14 protein-coding genes and 1 riboswitch are annotated in these 16914 nt (G+C 74.9%); of the genes, 2 read left to right on the top strand and 12 right to left on the bottom strand.

Translation table 11 applies throughout. The annotated features are described in order from the left end of the window. Window positions 1-234: 234 nt before the first annotated feature. Both ACH4K1_RS24230 and ACH4K1_RS24225 read right to left on the bottom strand, forming a co-directional pair. A complete protein-coding gene (locus ACH4K1_RS24230; RefSeq protein WP_398091544.1) occupies window positions 235-1488 on the bottom strand; it encodes a PP2C family protein-serine/threonine phosphatase in 1254 nt (417 codons plus the stop codon). 272 nt (window positions 1489-1760) lie between these two features. After that, a complete protein-coding gene (locus tag ACH4K1_RS24225) occupies window positions 1761-2576 on the bottom strand; it encodes a GNAT family N-acetyltransferase (protein ID WP_398091451.1) in 816 nt (271 codons plus the stop codon). 580 nt (window positions 2577-3156) lie between these two features. On the opposite strand from ACH4K1_RS24225, the gene ACH4K1_RS24220 reads away from it, so the two are divergent. Next, window positions 3157-4047: a SigB/SigF/SigG family RNA polymerase sigma factor gene (locus ACH4K1_RS24220; protein WP_398091450.1), complete on the top strand. Its 891-nt coding sequence runs from the start codon at window positions 3157-3159 to the stop codon at window positions 4045-4047. A gap of 316 nt (window positions 4048-4363) precedes the next feature. Here ACH4K1_RS24220 and ACH4K1_RS24215 read toward each other — a convergent pair whose 3' ends face one another. Next, complete coding sequence (locus ACH4K1_RS24215; protein WP_398091542.1) at window positions 4364-5059, bottom strand: adenosylcobinamide amidohydrolase; 696 nt, start codon at window positions 5057-5059, stop codon at window positions 4364-4366. Between the two features lie 294 nt (window positions 5060-5353). On the opposite strand from ACH4K1_RS24215, the gene ACH4K1_RS24210 reads away from it, so the two are divergent. Next, window positions 5354-6307 (top strand): PRC and DUF2382 domain-containing protein, encoded by a 954-nt coding sequence (locus ACH4K1_RS24210; RefSeq protein WP_398091449.1) that lies wholly within the window; start codon window positions 5354-5356, stop codon window positions 6305-6307. Between the two features lie 100 nt (window positions 6308-6407). Here ACH4K1_RS24210 and ACH4K1_RS24205 read toward each other — a convergent pair whose 3' ends face one another. The 9 genes from ACH4K1_RS24205 to ACH4K1_RS24165 all read right to left on the bottom strand — a co-directional run bounded on the left by ACH4K1_RS24205 (window position 6408) and on the right by ACH4K1_RS24165 (window position 16904). Further along, complete coding sequence (locus ACH4K1_RS24205) at window positions 6408-7220, bottom strand: ABC transporter ATP-binding protein (RefSeq protein ID WP_398091447.1); 813 nt, start codon at window positions 7218-7220, stop codon at window positions 6408-6410. After that, window positions 7217-8215, bottom strand: coding sequence for a FecCD family ABC transporter permease (locus ACH4K1_RS24200; RefSeq protein WP_398091446.1), 999 nt, complete (start codon window positions 8213-8215; stop codon window positions 7217-7219). Before ACH4K1_RS24200 ends, ACH4K1_RS24205 begins: the two co-directional genes overlap by 4 nt. A 176-nt stretch (window positions 8216-8391) precedes the next feature. Further along, window positions 8392-9438 (bottom strand): ABC transporter substrate-binding protein, encoded by a 1047-nt coding sequence (locus ACH4K1_RS24195; protein WP_398091445.1) that lies wholly within the window; start codon window positions 9436-9438, stop codon window positions 8392-8394. 59 nt (window positions 9439-9497) lie between these two features. After that, window positions 9498-9685: riboswitch (cobalamin riboswitch) on the bottom strand. 146 nt (window positions 9686-9831) lie between these two features. Then, window positions 9832-11058 (bottom strand): beta-ketoacyl-[acyl-carrier-protein] synthase family protein, encoded by a 1227-nt coding sequence (locus tag ACH4K1_RS24190; protein ID WP_398091444.1) that lies wholly within the window; start codon window positions 11056-11058, stop codon window positions 9832-9834. Continuing rightward, the gene (locus ACH4K1_RS24185) at window positions 11055-11330 is read right to left on the bottom strand and encodes an acyl carrier protein (protein WP_228992148.1); all 276 of its coding nucleotides are present in this window, start codon (window positions 11328-11330) and stop codon (window positions 11055-11057) included. The genes ACH4K1_RS24190 and ACH4K1_RS24185 overlap by 4 nt, the downstream gene beginning before the upstream one ends. Before the next feature lie 98 nt (window positions 11331-11428). Further along, window positions 11429-13453, bottom strand: a complete 2025-nt coding sequence (locus tag ACH4K1_RS24180; RefSeq protein WP_398091442.1) for an acyl-CoA dehydrogenase — start codon at window positions 13451-13453, stop codon at window positions 11429-11431. A 62-nt stretch (window positions 13454-13515) separates the two neighbouring features. Further along, window positions 13516-14772: a beta-ketoacyl-[acyl-carrier-protein] synthase family protein gene (locus ACH4K1_RS24175; protein WP_398091441.1), complete on the bottom strand. Its 1257-nt coding sequence runs from the start codon at window positions 14770-14772 to the stop codon at window positions 13516-13518. Then, window positions 14756-15790: a beta-ketoacyl-ACP synthase 3 gene (locus ACH4K1_RS24170; RefSeq protein ID WP_398091440.1), complete on the bottom strand. Its 1035-nt coding sequence runs from the start codon at window positions 15788-15790 to the stop codon at window positions 14756-14758. The genes ACH4K1_RS24175 and ACH4K1_RS24170 overlap by 17 nt, the downstream gene beginning before the upstream one ends. A 181-nt stretch (window positions 15791-15971) precedes the next feature. Next, the gene (locus ACH4K1_RS24165; protein ID WP_398091438.1) at window positions 15972-16904 is read right to left on the bottom strand and encodes a carbohydrate kinase; all 933 of its coding nucleotides are present in this window, start codon (window positions 16902-16904) and stop codon (window positions 15972-15974) included. Between the last annotated feature and the right edge of the window lie 10 nt (window positions 16905-16914).

The raw sequence follows: 16914 nt of genomic DNA, 5'->3' as shown, positions 1-16914 counted from the left end.
GCTTCCTTTGTCGCCCCCGTCTCCCCCGCGCGCCACTCGGGGCCCGCGCCGCGGGGCCGAGCAGCCGCAGTCCATCAGGGGGTGGCCGCCGCGGAGGAAGGAAGCCTTGTCGGAGAGCAGGAAGGGCAGCCGGCTCGGCGGCCTCCCGCCGTGGTCGGCGGCGACGACCGCCCGCCCCGCCACCGCCAGGGGCATCAGCCTGTTCTCAGGGCCAGCAGGCTGTTCCCAGGGGCCTCAGGGGGTGGTGATCAGACCGTCGCCGCCCGGCGCCGGAGCCGCGGGGGCGGGCACGGCGGGCCCGGGAACGAGAGGGACGGCGCCGGGGCCCGCGGGCCGCCGTCCCGCCTCGACCGGGGCCCGGCGCAGGGCCAGCGCGGCGATGTCGTCGCGCCGGACGCCACCGGAGAACCCCTCCAGATCGACGTGGAGCGCGTCGAGCAGCTCCTGCGGCCCGTGGGCGGCCCACCCCCCGGCGCGGTCGCCCAGCGGGTAGAAGGCTCCGGCGGCGTCGCGGGCCTCGGTCACCCCGTCGGTGACGACGAGCAGCGTCGCGCCCGGCGGGAAGTCGAAGGACTCGGCCGCCCGGGCCTCCCGGCTGAGTCCGGCGAGGCCGAGCGGGACGTACGCCTGCCGGAGCCGGACGGCCCTGGCCCGGCCGTCGTGCAGCAGGAACGGCGGCAGATGGCCGCAGTTCACGGTCTCCACCCGGCCGCCCCCGTCGAACCCGAGCACGAGCGCGGTCACGAAGCGCTCCGCCTCACCGGTCTGGGCGGAGAAGGCGTTGTGCCGGACGACGGCGTCCTCCAGCGCCCCCACCACTCCGGTGAGCGTGGCCTCGCGGATCGCCGCCTCACGGAACGCGGCGATGGCGGCGAACCCCGCACCGATCGCCGCGAGCCCCTTGCCCTGGACGTCCCCGATGATCACCCGGGTTCCGTAGGGCGACTCGACGACCTCGTAGATGTCTCCGCCGACGAAGCGGTCCTCCTCGATCGGCACGTACAGTCCGTGGGCGAGGACGTGCCCGGTCGTGACGGGCAGCGGTCGCAGGATCTGGCGCTGCAGGATGACGGCGGCGGACCGCAGCCGCGCCATCTCGGCGGCGTGCCGGATGCGGGCCGCGCAGGCGGCGACCCCGAGGGCGCAGGCCAGTACGGCGAAGCCGATGCCGAAGACGAAGTCCCAGAAGGTGCCGTCCGCGCCGGCCCGGAACCCGACGACGACCGTGGTGATCCACACAGCGACCCAGATCGTCTGGCGGAGGCTGCAGTAGACGGAGGCCAGGGCGGGGACGACCACGAGCAGCGGCACGACCCTCAGGTCGTGGCCCGTCGTGGCGTCGAGGAGCACGACCAGCACGGTCAGCAGGGCGAGACCGCCGACCAGCGCCCAGGTGCCGATCCGGCTCTGGGACACCGCCGCGACGCCCGGGTCCGCCGCCGGGGCGGCAGCGTTCCGGGCTCGGGTTCCGATCCGCTTCTGTGCCATGTCCAGCAACCTCGTGGGCACGGCCCGTCCTCCTGCTGATCGCTCGGCGCCGCCCGCGGTCCGGGCAGTCCCTTCCAGTTGACCGGGGCGCGGGCGCGGGCGCAGGAGGGCTTAGGGCCCGAGCGGCCGCCGAAGGTCCCGCCCGGGACCTTCGGCCCGGGACCTCCGGCCGGTGGCGGGGGTGTCGCAGGTCCCGTCGTACGGGTACGAAGGGCGGGTACGGGGGCGGGTACGCCTGCGGCGGGGCGCGGAACGGTCCGGCGGAGGGGCGGTCAGCGCGGCGCGGCCCCGCGGGCCCCTTCCGCCGCCGGAAGCGTGGCGGGGACCAGGGCGGAGAGGAATTCCGTACGCCGGCGGAGCCGGAAGCCGAGCGCCTCGTAGAGCCGGACGGCGCCGGTGTTCGAGGCGGCGGCGTGCAGGAACGGCGTCTCACCGCGCTCCCGGATCCCGTGCGCGACCGCCCGGACCAGGCGGCCCGCCAGCCCCTGACCCCGTACGGACGCGTCCGTGCAGACGCCGCTGATCTCCGTCCACCCCGGCGGGTGCAGCCGCTCCCCCGCCATCGCCACCAGGACGCCGCCCCGGCGGATGCCGAGGTAGGGGCCCAGTTCGATCGTGCGCGGCAGGAAGGGGCCGGGGCGGGTGCGCGCCACCAGCTCCAGCATCTCCGGAACGTCCCCGACCCCGAGCCGGACCGCCTCGGGGTCGGGCGCGGCGTCCACCGACACGTCGACGAGCTGGACGCCCTCGGCCCGGAAGACGATCTCCCAGTCCGTCGGCGGCGCCTCCTGGAAGGCGGCCAGGGTGACGACGCCCCCCGGCCCGGCCAGCGCCGCGACGTCGGCCCACTCCGGGGACTCCGGGGCGTCGGGGAGCGCGACCCAGGGGGTGACCTCCGGGGGGTAGCGCAGGATGCGCCCGCGGCGCTCGGCGAAGTGGGCGTGCGGACCGGTGAGCGAGGAGCGGGTGGGGTTGTCCAGCGGGTGGAGTCGGGAAGGGGCCGGGGCGGGGGGCCGGGCATCGGCCGGGGGCCCGGCATCGACCGGGGGCCGGGCGTCCACCGCGGGCCGGGCATCGTTCCAGGGCATCGTCTTCCTCGCTCCGTCCACCGCACGTCTTCTCGGCGGAGGGTGCTCAGCGGTCGAAGCGGCGCACCCCCCGTGGGGGAAAGCCTCGTGGAGGCGGCGGGTATTCCGCCGGGTGCGGCGGTTCACGCCGCCGTGCCCCTCGGGCCCGGGCCGCCCGGCCGCCGGGGCCCTGCGCTCTTCGGCCCCGGAGCCCGGCCCCCCCGCCCGGGCGCCGCGAGGACGAGCGACCAATTCGACTCATCCATAGGCCGATACGCGCCGCTCCGCTCCCAACCTCCCCCCGGCTGTGGCACTCTGGTGGCGGCCGCCCCACCGGGCTCCCCCGTACCGGTGGGGCGGCTCTCTGCCTCCCCGCGAGCGCTGCGGCGCTGCTCCGGGACGCCGCCGGACCCTTCCGGGGCTCCTCCCCGCCCTCCTCGCCCCCGCCCCGCCCATGACGCCGCCTCAGCGGTGAACGCGGGCCGTTTCCGGCCGACTCGCCCGGCGCTCGCAGATCAACTCGTTCTCGCACGCATGAGAGTCATGACCCCGGGAAGGCGAACAACCCTGAGGGCCTTCGAACCAGGGAGCGTGAAGCGACATGACCGTGCAGACCTCGCAGACCGCACAGTCCGTGCGGACGGCCGACGTGGAGGGTGTGGGAGCCGCGGAGGACCTTCCCTGGATCGAGGAAGCCGGGAAGGTCGCCCCGATGGACGCGCGCCGGCTTTCGCGCCTCTTCTTCGACCGGCTCCAGACGCTGGAGGAGGGCACGCACGAGTACCAGTACGCGCGCAACACCCTCATCGAGATGAACCTGTCCCTGGTCCGCTTCGCCGCCAACCGCTTCCGCAACCGGGGCAGCGGCGACATGGAGGACATCGTCCAGGTCGGCACCATCGGGCTGATCAAGGCGATCGACCGCTTCGACCTCTCGCGGGAGGTCGAGTTCACCTCGTTCGCCGTTCCGTACATCGTCGGGGAGATCAAGCGGTTCTTCCGCGACACGAGTTGGGCGGTGCACGTGCCGCGCCGCCTCCAGGAGCTGCGGGTCGACCTCGCCAAGGCGAAGGAGGCGCTCGCCGCCGAGCTGGACCGGGATCCCACGGTGCGGGAACTGGCGGATGCCCTGGGCATCGAGGAGGCCGAGGTCACCGAGGGGATCGTCGCCTCCAACGGCTACACGGCGGGCTCCCTCGACATGCCGACCGACACCGCGGAGAACGGGTCCGGCCAGAGCGGGGCGCGGACCTTCGCCGATGTGCTGGGCGGCCCCGACCCCGCCATGGAGACCGTGGAGAACCTCCACACCCTCGCTCCCCTGCTGAACGAGCTGGACGAGCGGGAGCGCCGGATCATCGACATGCGCTTCGGGCAGGAGATGACTCAGGCGCAGATCGGCGCGGAGCTGGGCATCTCCCAGATGCACGTGTCCCGGCTGCTGAGCCGGATGCTCGGCAGGCTGCGGGACGGGATGCTCGTCCAGGAGTGAGCGCGCCGGACGACGTACCCGGGCCGGCGGCCCGCGCCTCGTGGGGAGGAGCGGGTCGTCGGCCCCTCGCAGGGCCGGCGGGCGGGTGACCCCATGAGCCGGTCCCCCGATTCCGTCACCGCAGACCACTCCCCCGAGGGCCGGGACCGCCAGGAATCCGCAGCGGCCCGGCCTTTCGAGGTCGAGCAGATCCGCGCGGAGGCCGTCCGGCCCCGGCAGCCGGCGCGCGCGGTGCCGATCCACCGGCCGACGGTCTTCGTCCTCCGCGCCGCGCACCACGCTGCCGACGCGTTCCCCCCGGCCGGGCCGGGCGCCGTCACGGTGCCGGGCGGGCTCCGGTCAGGACGGCGGTGTGCACGGCGCGGGCGATGCGCGCGCCCCAGGTGGAGCGGGGCCCGGCGAAGGCTTCGCCGGAGTCGGCTGCCGGCTCGGGGGCGATGACGCACACGGCGTCCGTGGGGGTGCCCGAGCAGTCGAGTCCGGCGTCGAGGAGGGCCTGGACCTTGGCCTCGGTGGCGGTGGCGACGGCGTTGACGAGGGCGGCGTCGAAGAGCGGCACGGGCAGCGTCAGGACGATGTTGACCGTGCCGGGCCTGAACGGGACCGCCGGGGCGCCGGTCTCCGGCGCCGCTGCCCAGCCCCGTACGCCGAGGCCGGTGGTGACGGTCGCCGTGACACCGCCGTCGTGCGCTGTTGTGTACGCGGCGACCTCGGCGGCCGTCATCAGTCCGGCACCGGCGCCCGTGAGCCCTTCGGCGGCGGCGATCTCGGCGAGGTGGCGGTCCGGGTCGAGGCGCGGGTAGCCCCCGGGGACCTGAGCGTTGAGGACCCAGGCGCGGGGGCCGATGCCGCCGCCGAGTACCGCGCTGCTGCAGACCCGAAAACCCGGCCCCAGCCGCCACACCAGGTGGTGGAGGCGGTGCCCGTCCTCGTGCCGGTCGCGCAGTTCGGCGCGGGGTCCGGCGGGGGGTTCGCCGCGTTGCGCGGGCGGCCGGAGGCGTACGGAGGAGATGGCGCACCCCTGGTGGCTCGGCGGGTCGGCTGGCGGGGCGGCGGTGGTCCGTACCGCGGCCGCCCTGTCCGCCGATCCTATGCGGGGCCCGGGTACTCACCCGATTGGCCTAACGGGCTCCCGGGTGGCCCGACCCCTTCGTGCGGGGGCCCACGGCCCGTCCCGGCCTTCCGGGCGCCGGAATCCGGGCGGGCGGGCGGTTGCACGGGGCATGCGGGTGAGGCGCGATGGAATCCGGACGCGCCACCTCTGGTGGAGCCACCCACAGGGCGTGCCCGAGAGGAGGAATCGGTTATGGGAGCCGCTGACGGTTTCACGGATTCCGGAGAGCTCGACGGTCTGACCGTGTACGACAACGACGGTGAGAAGGTCGGCAGTGTGGGCCGGGTGTACGTCGACGACGACACCGGCAAGCCCGACTGGGTCACGGTCAAGACCGGCCTGTTCGGTATGAAGGAGAGCTTCGTCCCGCTCGCCGGAGCCCGTCGGGTGGGCTCCGACCTGCACGTCGCCCACCCCAAGGAGAGCGTCAAGGACGCGCCTCGGGTGGACGCGGACGCGCACCTCTCCGTGGCCGAGGAGGAGGAGCTGTACCGGCACTACGGCCTGACCAGGAAGACCGGCAACCTCGCCGGGAACCGGTCGCAGGGCACGGACGCGCCGACCGCCGCCGGCACCGGGGCGATGGGCGCGGCAGGCGCCGCGGGCACGGCCCGCGGGACCGGGAAGGCGACGACGGCCGGCACGGGCAAGCACCGTGACACGGACGCCTCCGCCACCTCGCGCCCCCTGGCGGGCGCCGGAGCGGGCACGTCCCGCGCGGCCGAGCGGGGCGGCAAGGAGGAGATGATCCGCTCCGAGGAGGAGCTGCACGTCGGCAAGGAGGAGTACGAGAGCGGCCGGGCCCGGCTGCACAAGTACGTGGTGACCGAGGAGGTCACCCGGACGGTTCCGGTCTCCCACGAGGAGGTCCGGGTGGTCCGCGAACCGCTCCGGCCGGGCGACAAGACGGCCGGGACCACGGACTTCGGCGAGCAGGACGTCGAGGTCACGCTGCACGCGGAACGCGCCACCGTACGCAAGGAGGCCGTGCCGGTGGAGCGGGTCCGGCTGGAGACCAACCGGGTGACCGAGCAGAAGGAGGTCTCCGCCGAAGTCCGCAAGGAGAAGATCGACTACGCGGACGGGACGGACGCGGGCACCGGCAAGGACGCCGGTGGCGAGTTCGGCCAGGGGCGACGCCGCTGAGCTGGACCCCTTCAGGTGGCCGGCAGGCCGCTCCCACGTCCTCGGCCGCCGGGCGGATCCGTTCCACGGGTCCGCCCGGCGGGCTGTGCGGCACCGTCGCTCAACGGCGCGGCAGGAACCGCACCGAGGGGCGGCCGTCCGGCCCGTCGGGGGTGACGACCGCCCGGACCCCGTAGACGTCCTGGATCAGCTCCTCGGTGATGACCTCGGCGGGGGTGCCTCCGGCGACCACCCGGCCGGCTTTCATCACGGTGATCCGGTCGCAGAACATCGCGGCGAGGTTGAGGTCGTGCAGGGCGACGACGCTGGTGACGGGGAGGCCGGCGACCAGGGCGAGCAGGTCCAGCTGGTGCTGGATGTCGAGGTGGTTGGTCGGCTCGTCCAGGAGGAGTTCGCGGGGCCGCTGGGCGAGGGCGCGGGCGATCTGGACGCGTTGGCGCTCCCCGCCGGACAGGGTGTGCCAGGACTGCCCGGCACGGTCGGTCAGCCCGGTGCGGCGCAGGGCGTCGGCGACGGCTTCCTCGTCGGTGCGGTCCGGCGCGGACCAGGCGCGGCGGTGCGGTATGCGGCCCAGGCGCACGACGTCCAGGACGCTGAGGTCGACCTGGGTGGCCGCGTGCTGGTCGACGACGGCGATCCGGCGGGCGACGGTACGGCGGCCGAGCCCCGCGAGGGGGCTCCCGTCCAGGGTGACGACGCCGGTGTCCGGGGCGAGGAGCCCGGCGAGGACGCGGAGCAGGGTGGACTTGCCGGAACCGTTGGGGCCGAGGAGTCCCACGGTCGCGCCGGGCGGCGGGGTGATGGTCACGCCGTCGAGGATGAGCCGGCCGCCCGCCTCCCGCCCGACGCGCTCGGCGCGCAGCCCCCCGGGGGCTTCCACGGGGAAGCCCCCGGGGCTCGCGGGGTCGGTCATCGGCTGCTCCGGGTGCGGTACAGGACGAGGACGAAGGCGGGGACGCCGATCAGGGCGGTGACGACGCCGACCGGTACCTCCTGCGGGTCCAGGGCGGTCCGGGCGAGGGTGTCGACCCAGACGAGGAAGACCGCTCCGGCGAGCGCGGTGACCGGGAGGAGCCTGCGGTGCCCGGAGCCGGTGAGGGCGCGGGCGGCGTGCGGCAGGACCAGACCCACGAAGCCGATCGCCCCGGCCGCGCTGACCAGCGCGGCGGTCAGCAGGGCGGTGGCGCACAGCAGCACGGTCCGGGTGCGGGCGACGTTCACGCCGAGCGCGGCGGCCGCGTCCTGTCCGAAGGCGAAGGCGTCCAGGGTGCGGGCGTGGGCCAGGCAGGCCGTCAGGCAGACGGCGAGGACGGCGGCGCAGACGGCGACCTCGCTCCAGCCGGCCCCGCTGAGCGAACCGAGCAGCCAGAACAGCACGCCCCGGGTCTGCTCGGCGTCGGCGGAGGTCATCACGACGAAGGAGGTGAGGGCGGAGAAGAGCTGCATGACGGCGACGCCGGAGAGCACGACCCGGTCGGTGGAGCCGCCGAGGACATGGCTGACCAGCATCACCAGGGCGAACGAGCCCAGCGCCCCGGCGAACGCCCCGGCCGACAGGGACACCGCTCCCCCGCCGACCCCGAGGACGACCACCACGACCGCCCCGGTCGAGGCCCCGGAGGAGACGCCGAGGACGAAGGGGTCGGCGAGCGGGTTGCGCAGAAGGGACTGCATCACCGTGCCGCACACCGCGAGTCCGGCTCCGCACACGGCGGCCAGCAGGGTGCGCGGCATACGGAGGTTCCAGATGATGCCGTCCCGGATCGGACTGAGATCACTGGCGCCGAAACCGAGGTGCGCGGCGACGGCGGACCACACGTCGGGGACCGAGATCCGGGCGGGTCCGATGGTGACGGCGACCGCGACGGAGAGCAGCAGGAGCAGGATGGAGCCGCCCCACAGCAGCACGGCGAGCGGGGCGCCGGGCCGGCCGCCCTTCCGGAGCGGTCCGCGGGGGGCGGAATCCCCCGCCGGGCCGGGTGGGGCGCTGGGGCGTCCTGCCGGTCCGGGCGGGGCGCCGGGGACTCCGGACGTCCGCTCCCTGCCGCCGGGCGGGTGGTCCTCCACCGCCGGATGGCCGGCGCTCACCCCGCGAGCCCGAAGCCGCGCAGGCCGGCCGCGACGGTCTCCAGCCCCTCGACGGTCCGGATGGTGGGGTTCATGGCCTGTCCGCTGAGCAGCACGTAGCGGTGGTTCCTGACCGCGTCCATGGTCCTGGTGACCGGGTGGGACTCCAGGAACGCGATCTTCTTCTCCGCGCTCTCGGCGGTCTGCGTCGTACGGGTCAGATCGCCGACGACCAGGACGTCGGGGTTGCGGTCGGCGACGGTCTCCCAGCTGATCCGGGGCCATTCCTCGTGCGTGTCGTCGAAGACGTTCTTCGCGCCGAGTTGGTCGGTGATGACGCCGGGGGCGCCGCAGCAACCCGCGAGGTAGGGCGCCTTGGAGTCGGAGAACCAGTAGAGGAGGGACGCGCCGGAGGCGTCGACGCCCTCCTTGGCCTTCGCCACCCGTGCCCGGAGGTCTTCCACCAGCTTCTCGCCGCGCTCGGGGACGGCGAACACCCGGGCCAGCTCGCGCACTTCGTCGTAGACCGTCTCCATCGTCAGCGGCGCGGTCCGGGCGCCGTCGCCACCGCCGCTGTCGTCCTTGGCCGTGCAGTCGGCGGGCGAGACGTAGGTGGGGACGCCGAGCTTCTCGAACTGCTCGCGGGGCGCCACACCGCCCTTGGCGAGGGTGGAGGTGAAGGACGCCGAGAGGAAGTCGGGCTCCTGGTCGAGGACCTTCTCGAAGGAGGGGCGGTTGTCCGATATCCGCTCGACGCCGGCGTTCGCCTTCTCCAGCCCCTTCATGACCGGGTCGGTCCAGGTGGCGGTGGCGGCGAGCCTGTCGGCGAGGCCGAGCGAGAGCAGGATCTCGGTCGAACCCTGGTCGACGGAGACGGCCCGCTCGGGCGGGGCCTGCACGGTGACGGTGCGCCCGCAGTTCTCGAACGTGAGCGGGAATCCGTCGGTGCGGCCGCCCTCGGCGGCCCGGCCGACGCCCGGGCCGCCGCAGGCGGTGAGCGCGAGGAGGCCCGCCGCGAGCAGGGCGGCGGTTCGTATCGGGGCGGGAGCGGCTGTGGGCAGCACGAAGGACCTCGGTGTCTCTGGGCCCTGTCGCGGAGCCCGTCGTACGGTTCCCGCGCCCGGGTACGGGCGCGGGCGCCAGCAGGTCTTCGGACTCGGGTTCGTCCGGACGGGGCGCCTTCCCGGAGCGCGGGTGCGCTCCAGTGGCCGTGGCCCCGCCCGTCCCCCTCACCGCTGCGCGTCAGTTCCGGATTCGCACCGGATTCCCTGACCCCGTCGCTGGGGTTCGACTGGCCCCGGCAAGCTATCACGCACCGTCCCGCGGACCGGTCGCGGTGCGGCGGCCCGGTGCGCGGGGCCGGTGCGGCGTGGGATCGGCCCGCCGCACCGGCCCGGGGAATTCCGCCCGGGCGCCGGAGTCCGTGGTCCACCCGGCCCGGGGCAGGGGTTCCTGGGTCAGGGGGCGGCCTGGAGGGCGATCACCGCGTTCTGGCCGCCGAAGCCGAAGGAGTGGCTGACGGCCCGTCGTACGGGAGTCACGCGCGGGGTCTTGGTGACGCAGTCGATGGCGAACCCGGGCTCGGGGGCGTCCAGGTTCGCGATCGGCGGGATCACCCCGTGCTGGAGGGTGAGGATCGTCAGTCCCGCTTCGATGGCGCCCGCCGCCCCCATGCAGTGGCCCAGTACGCCCTTGGGGGCGGTGACGGGAGGCCGGTGCGGGTAGGCCCGGCCGATGAGCGCGGCCTCGGTGGCGTCGTTGAGAGGGGTGGACGTCCCGTGCGCGTTGACGTGGTCGACGTCCTCGGCCCGCCAGCCCGCGTCGCGCAGGGCGGCGTCCACGGCCGCCCGCGCGACCGCCCCGGAGGGGTGGGGGCTGGTGGGGTGGTGGGCGTCGGTGGTGGCGCCGGTCCCGGCGATCAGCGCGCGCGGGGCGGCACCTCTGGACCGGGCGTCCTCGACCCGTTCCAGGACCATGATGGCGGCGCCCTCGCCCATGACGAGCCCGGCCCGGTCGGCGGCGAAGGGGCGGCAGAGCCGGGCGGGGTCGCCGTCCCGCGGTGCCGCCGCGCCGGAGCGGCCGAAGCCGGTCATGGCGACCGGGAAGACGATCGATTCGGTGGCGCCGGCGACGGCGATGTCGCAGTGGCCCAGCGTCAGCATGTCCCGGGCCACCGAGAGCGCGGTCACCCCGGAGGAACAGGCGGTGCAGGGGGCGAGGCTGGGGCCGGTGGCCTTCATGTCGATGGCGATCTCGGCGGCGGGCATGCTCGGGATGGTCAGCAGGATGCCCGAGGGCGAGGTGGCCTCGGGGCCGCGGCGCTCCAGCGCGACGGCCTGTTCGGTGAGCCCGGCGGATCCTCCGCTGCTGGTGCCGACGACGACGGCGACCCGGGCGCCGTCCCAGTGCGCGGGGTCGAGCCCGGCGTCGGCGACCGCCTCACGGGCGGCCAGGAGGGCGAACTTGACGTACCGGCCCATCCGGAACGCGGACCGGCCGCCGACCGCGTCGTCGAGGTCGATGCCGGAGACCGTGCAGGCGAAGTCGACGGCGCAGCCGTCCAGTCCGGGGACGGTCGCGGCGGGTGAGACGGCGGCGAGGACCCCGTCCCAGGTGGTGTCGGTGGTGTGGCCGACCGGGGTGATCATTCCCAGCCCGGTGACGGCGATGGCGGGTCGCTTCATCGGGTGTTGCTCACCGGCACCGTCGCTTCGGCCGCCGCGCCGCCGACGGCCGCGTCGATGTACGCGGTGATGTCGGCCAGCGTGGCGTCCTTGTAGAGCTTCTCGGAGTCGGCGGTGACGCCCAGGGTCTCCTTGATGATGACGGCGAACTCGGCGACCGCGAGGGAGTCCATCTCCAGGCTGTCCATGGTGGACTCCGGCAGGATCTCGGCGGCGGGCACCTTGAACGTCCCGGTCAGCACCTCGGTGATCTTGGGGTGGATGGTCGTCATGGCGATTCCTCTCATCGGTGTTCCGTGGGTGTGCGGTGTACTGCGGGGGGCGAACGCGTCGGCCCACCGTCCGAAATAACTGGATGAAGATATTCCGGTTACGCCTTCGGGTGAACCGATTCGTCAGCGCTCACCTGCGGCTTCTCGAACCACCGGGCGAGCACGGAAGCGGTCCCCCAGTACGCCAGCAGCACCCCTCGGGTGCCGAGCGCCGCGACCTTCTCCCGCAGAGGGCGCCTCCTGCTGCCGCAGACGGGCCGCCGGAACTCCGCCGCCCGCCCCCGGGCCCCCGCCCTGCGTCCCCGGTGCCAGGGGCCTTCGGGGTCGTCGTAGACGTCCGTGTACCGGGGCCCCGCGATCGGCCAGTCCGACATCAGCCGCTCGGGAAGCGCGAAGGTCGCCACCAGCGAGGGGGTGTGTTCGGCGACGGTGGCGACCGCCTCCTCCACCGCGTCGGGCAGGGAGGCGACCTGGTCGGCGGTCAGCCGTCCGGCGGCGAGCAGGTCGCCGCTGTTGCGGTCGATCCACCGGAGGGCGAAGAGCCGGCGCAGCTCGGCGAGGCGTGCGCGCGCCTCGCCCCCGGGGAGCCGGGCCACGGCCTCGGCGTACGCCTCGTCAGCCTGACGGTAGGCGTGGGCCTCGACGCCGCGCAGCGCGGCCGGGGAGGCGGCGTTCCAGCGGCCGAGCGGATCGCCGGGCGGGGCGGAGCTCATCCGCGCGCGGGCACGGGCGAACCAGAGGGCCTCGACGGCCCCGAAGAGGCGGCCGAGGAAGGCGGGGTCGCCCAGATCGCCGGGCCCCTCCCCCTCGGCGGCCTCCTCTTCGGTGGCGCTGAAGAGCATCTCGGCGGCGGCCTTGGCGTGCACGGCGAGGTTGTCGCCCTCGGCGGTGATGGCGCCCTCGATGCCGGTGAACAGCTCGGTCATCCCGTTGTTCTCCAACAGCCCCTGGGCGCCGCACCGTTCGCGGCACTCGACGATGACGTCACGGGCCTGCCAGGTGATCCACCCCTTGGCGACGGCGACCAGGCGTTCGGCGTCGTCCCGGTCGGACTCCGGGGCCGACTCCCAGCGGTCCAGAGCCCTGCGGTGCAGCAGGCTCATCGCGTAGACGGTGGCCATCGCGGCGGCCAGCGGCCCGTGGTGGGTGCGGTGGGCGTACACCGGGACCTGGCGGGCGGCGCGGGACGCGGAGATCATCCGGTGCCCGGCGTACCGGACGGCGATCGCCAGGGTGACCCGGGCGGAGCCGACCGCGCAGGCGCTCATGGAGAGCTTGCCGGGGGTGACCCGGCCGATGGAGACGAGGAAACGCCTTCTGCGGTTGGGGACTTCGCTGCGGAAGCGGCCGTCGTCGCCGATCCGCCCCTGCTGGCCGGCGAGCAGCGCGTCACGCGGGACGAAGCAGCGGTCGAAGGAGGTCAGGCAGTGGTCGACCGGGGAGCCCATCCGGGCGGGCAGCCGCCGCACCCGCACGCCCGGCAGGGGGCGGTGGGCGTCGGTGAGCGGGGCGAGGAAGAGGAAGACCCCGCGGTCGGCGCCGTCGGCGAGCAACCGGGCCGCCACCACACCGGACTTGGGGCCGCCGGCCGGGCTGGTGTTGGGCATGAACTTCTGCGCTCCGGCGTGCGGGGTGTGGAGCACGAAGCCGTCGCGTTCGCGGTCGTACGTCGCGGTCGTCTCGATCGCCGCCGCGTCGTTGCCGTGCGCCACCTCCGTACAGAGGAAGGTGCCCACGCGGCGCAGGGCGAGGAAGTCGGACAGGTCGCGCGAGGGGTCCGCGTCGTGGTCGAGGAGGCTGCCGAGGAAGAGGTTGTAGTGGATGCCCGCCACCGTGGTCAGCGCGGGGTCGACGGGGCCGAGCCATTCGTGCAGGGCGGACAGCGCGCGGGGGTCGGCGGCCACCCTCGCGCCGCTGTCGAGCGCGCTGTTGAGGATGCGCAACCGGTGGTAGGAGAGGGCGAGTCGTTCGTCGGGGGTGCCGCCACCGGGACGGCGAAACGGTTCTGTAGTCAGCAGGCGACGCCAGAAGCCGTGCTCCTGGCCGAAGTCCGGTCCGAAGAGCACAGCGGTGAGCAGGTCGTTCGTGGACGGCGAGGCCGCGTCATTCGTGGGTACGGTCACAACACAGTAACGATCAAGGAACGGCGAGGACACCCCTCGCCGTCCTGAAATGCCCCCGTATATCAGGCGCGTTGGAAGGCGAGGGCGACGTTGTGGCCGCCGAAGCCGAAGGAGTGGCTGAGCGCCGTCTCGACCCGCTGGTGGCGGGGCTCCTTCGTCACGCAGTCGAGCGGGAAGGCGTCGGGCAGCGCGTCCAGGTTGGCGATCGGCGGAACGGCGGAACGTTCCAGCGTCAGTACGGTGGCCACCGCCTCGATCGCGCCCGCCGCCGCCAGCGTGTGGCCGACGACGCCCTTGGGGGCGGTGACCGACGGACGGTGCGGGAAGAGCCGGGAGACGAGGGTGGTCTCCATGGCGTCGTTGAGGGGCGTGGAGGTCCCGTGGGCGTTGATGTGGTCGACGTCGCCCGGGGCCCAGCCCGCCTGGTCCAGCGCCGCCTGGACGGCCCGCTGGGCGCCGTAGCCGTCGGGGGCCGGTGCGGTGGGGTGGTGGGCGTCCGTGCTGGAGCCGGCCCCGGTGAGCAGGGCGCGCGGGCGGCCGCCGCGGGCGCGCACCCCTTCCTCGCGTTCCAGGACGAGCAGGGCCGCGCCCTCGCCGATGACGAAGCCGTCCCGGTCGGCGGCGAACGGGCGGGACGCGGCCGCCGGATCTCCGGCACGGGTCGACAGCGCGCCCATCCGCGCGAACGCGGTGACCACCAGCGGGGTCAGGACCGCTTCCGCGCCGCCCGCCACCACCACGTCGCAGTCGCCGCTCAGCAGCAGATCGCGGGCGACGGCGAGCGCCGTGGCCCCGGAGGCGCAGGCGGTGGCGGGGGCGAGGCTCGGGCCGCCCGCCTTCAGTGCGATGGCCACCTCTCCCGCCGCCGCGTTGGGGATCATCATCGGGACGAGCAGCGGGGAGACCGCGTCGGGCCCCGAGGCCGCCAGCCTGGCGGCGTTGTCGACGAGTACGGAGACGCCGCCGACGCCCACGCCGAGCACCACGCCGACCCGGCTGCCGTCCCACCGGGCCGGGTCGAGGCCGGCGTCGGCGACGGCCTGCCGGGCGGCCACCACCGCCAGCTTCACGAACCGGGCCATCCGCCACACCGACCGGCCGCCCACCGCCGCGTCCAGGTCGATGCCGTCGACCGGGCACGCGAAGTCGACCGGGAGCCCGGCCAGCTCCTCGCACCGCCGGGCGGTGGAGTGCCCGGAGCACAGCCCCTCCCAGAAGCTGTGCTCGTCCGCCCCTGCGGGTGTCACCAGGCCGATGCCCGTCACCGCGACGGCGGCTCGGGTCCGGGCCTCGGCGCCCTGGTCAGAGGGGAGTGACATGGTGTGTTCCTTCCATCGAATCCGTGCACATGGTCTGCGGGGTTCCGGGCCAGCGGAGTGCCGCCGAGCCCCAGGTCAGTCCGCCCCCGAAAGCGGTGAGCAGCACCCGGTCGCCGGGGTGGAGCAGGCCCTCGTCCGCCGCGTCGGCCAGGGCCAGCGGGATGGAGGCGGCGCCGGTGTTGCCGACCCGCTCCAGATGGGTCACGCAGCGCTGGGGGTCGATGCCGACGCGCTCCGCGACGGCGCGCAGGATGCGGGCGTTGGCCTGGTGCGGCACGAAGCGGTCGACCTCGGCCGGCTCCCAGCCGACCCGGTCCAGGAGCGCCCGGCAGGAGCCCGTCATCCGTTCGACGGCGTGCTGGTAGACGGTGGCGCCCTGCATCCGGAAGTACGCGTCGCCCAGCTCCGGCGGCTTGCCGCTCGCCCGTGCCCGTGCGCCCCCGGCGGGGACGGTGATCAGGCCGTAGCCCGTGCCGTCGCTGCCCAGGTCGAACGCGAGCAGCTCCCCGGGGTCGCCGGGCAGCCCGGCCGCCACGAGGGCGGCGCCCGCCCCGTCGCCGAAGATGACGCCCGCCGAGCGGTCGGCGGGGTCGAGCCAGGTCGAGTAGACGTCGGCGCCGACCAGCAGGACGCGTTCGTAGAGCCCCGAGGCGACCAGGCCGTGGCAGACGGCGAGGCCGTAGACGAAGCCGCTGCACACGGCGGCGATGTCCAGGGCCGGTACGGTGCCGAGCCCGAGCCGGGCCGCGAGGGCGGGCGCGGTGCCCGGGCAGAGGTGGTCGGGGGTGGCGGTGGCGAGGACCACCGCGTCCACCTCGCCCGTCTCCGAGGCGCGGGCCAGCAGCCGGGCCGCCGCCTCGTAGGCGAGGTCGCCCGTCGCGACGTCCGGTCCGGCACGGTGCCGACTGCCGATGCCGGTCCGGCGGCGGACCCAGGCGTCATCCACCTCCCAGTCGGCGGGGAGCCGGTCGTTGGGGACCGGCGCGCCCGGCACCCAGCCGGCCACGCTCTGCAGCACCGCCGTGCGCGCTCCGGCCGTTAAGACGCCCGCCCGCGCTCCCGGCCCCGTACCGCTGCCGGCCGTCCGTCTCCTCGCCACCCGTCGCCCCGATCCCGTTGTCGTACTGCATCCGGTTGACGAACGGCGGAACGTCTCACGAGGATGCGTTCGACTGCGCCGAACGGGTCATGACGGGGCGTCAGTTGCGTACGAGGGCGTCGTGGAGCTCGTGCGCGCCGGGCGGGTTGGCCCCGGCCCGGGAGACGGCCACGGCGGCGGAGGCGACCGCGTGGCGCAGGACGTCGGCCACGGTGCCCCGGTCCACGGCGTGCAGCCGCTCCCGTGCGCCTCCGCCGATCAGCCCGTGCCCGGCGAGGGCGTGGAGGGCTCCCGACATGAAGGCGTCGCCCGCGCCGACGGTGTCGACGACCTCGACCGCCGGCGCCCGGACGGCGATCCGGTCGCCGGGCAGGACGGCCAGCGCCCCGTCGCCGCCCCGGGTCACGAGCACGGCGGCGGGGCCGAGCCCCAGCCAGCGCTCGGCGACCCGGTCCGGCCCCTCCTCCGGGTACAGCCATTCCAGGTCCTCGTCGCTCGCCTTGACCAGGTCGCTCAGCGCCACGCACTCCTCGACCCGGCGTACGGCGGCCGCGCGGTCGCCCATGAGGGCGGGCCGCACATTGGGGTCGTAGCTGACGGTCGCGGTGGGCCGGGCGGCGCGTACGAGCTCCAGGACGGTGGCCGATCCGGGCTCGGCCACCGCCCCGATCGACCCCGTGTGCACATGGGCCGGCGCGGGTGCGACGGCGACCGGGGAGAGGTCCCAGGTGACGTCGAAGGCGTACGCGGCCCGCCCCGCCCCGTCGAGGGTGACGACGGCCGAGGGGGTGGCGGTGGTGGAGCCGTCGGTACGTACCTCGACCCCGCCGGAGGCCAGGTGTTCCCGGATGAGCCGCCCGTTGCCGTCCGGGCCGAGCTGGGTGAGCAGGACGGCGCGGTGGCCGAGGCGGGCCAGGCCGTACGCGACGTTGGCGGGGCTGCCGCCCGGATGGACCCGGGGGGCCTCGCCGGGGAGCTGGACGATGTCGGCCACGCATTCACCGATGACCAGCAGTTCGGTGTGGTCGGGCATGGGGGCGGTT

This window comes from Streptomyces sp. NPDC017448 (assembly GCF_044330565.1).
Classification (GTDB): Bacteria; Actinomycetota; Actinomycetes; order Streptomycetales; family Streptomycetaceae; genus Streptomyces.
This window is presented reverse-complemented; position numbering and strand designations above follow the sequence as displayed.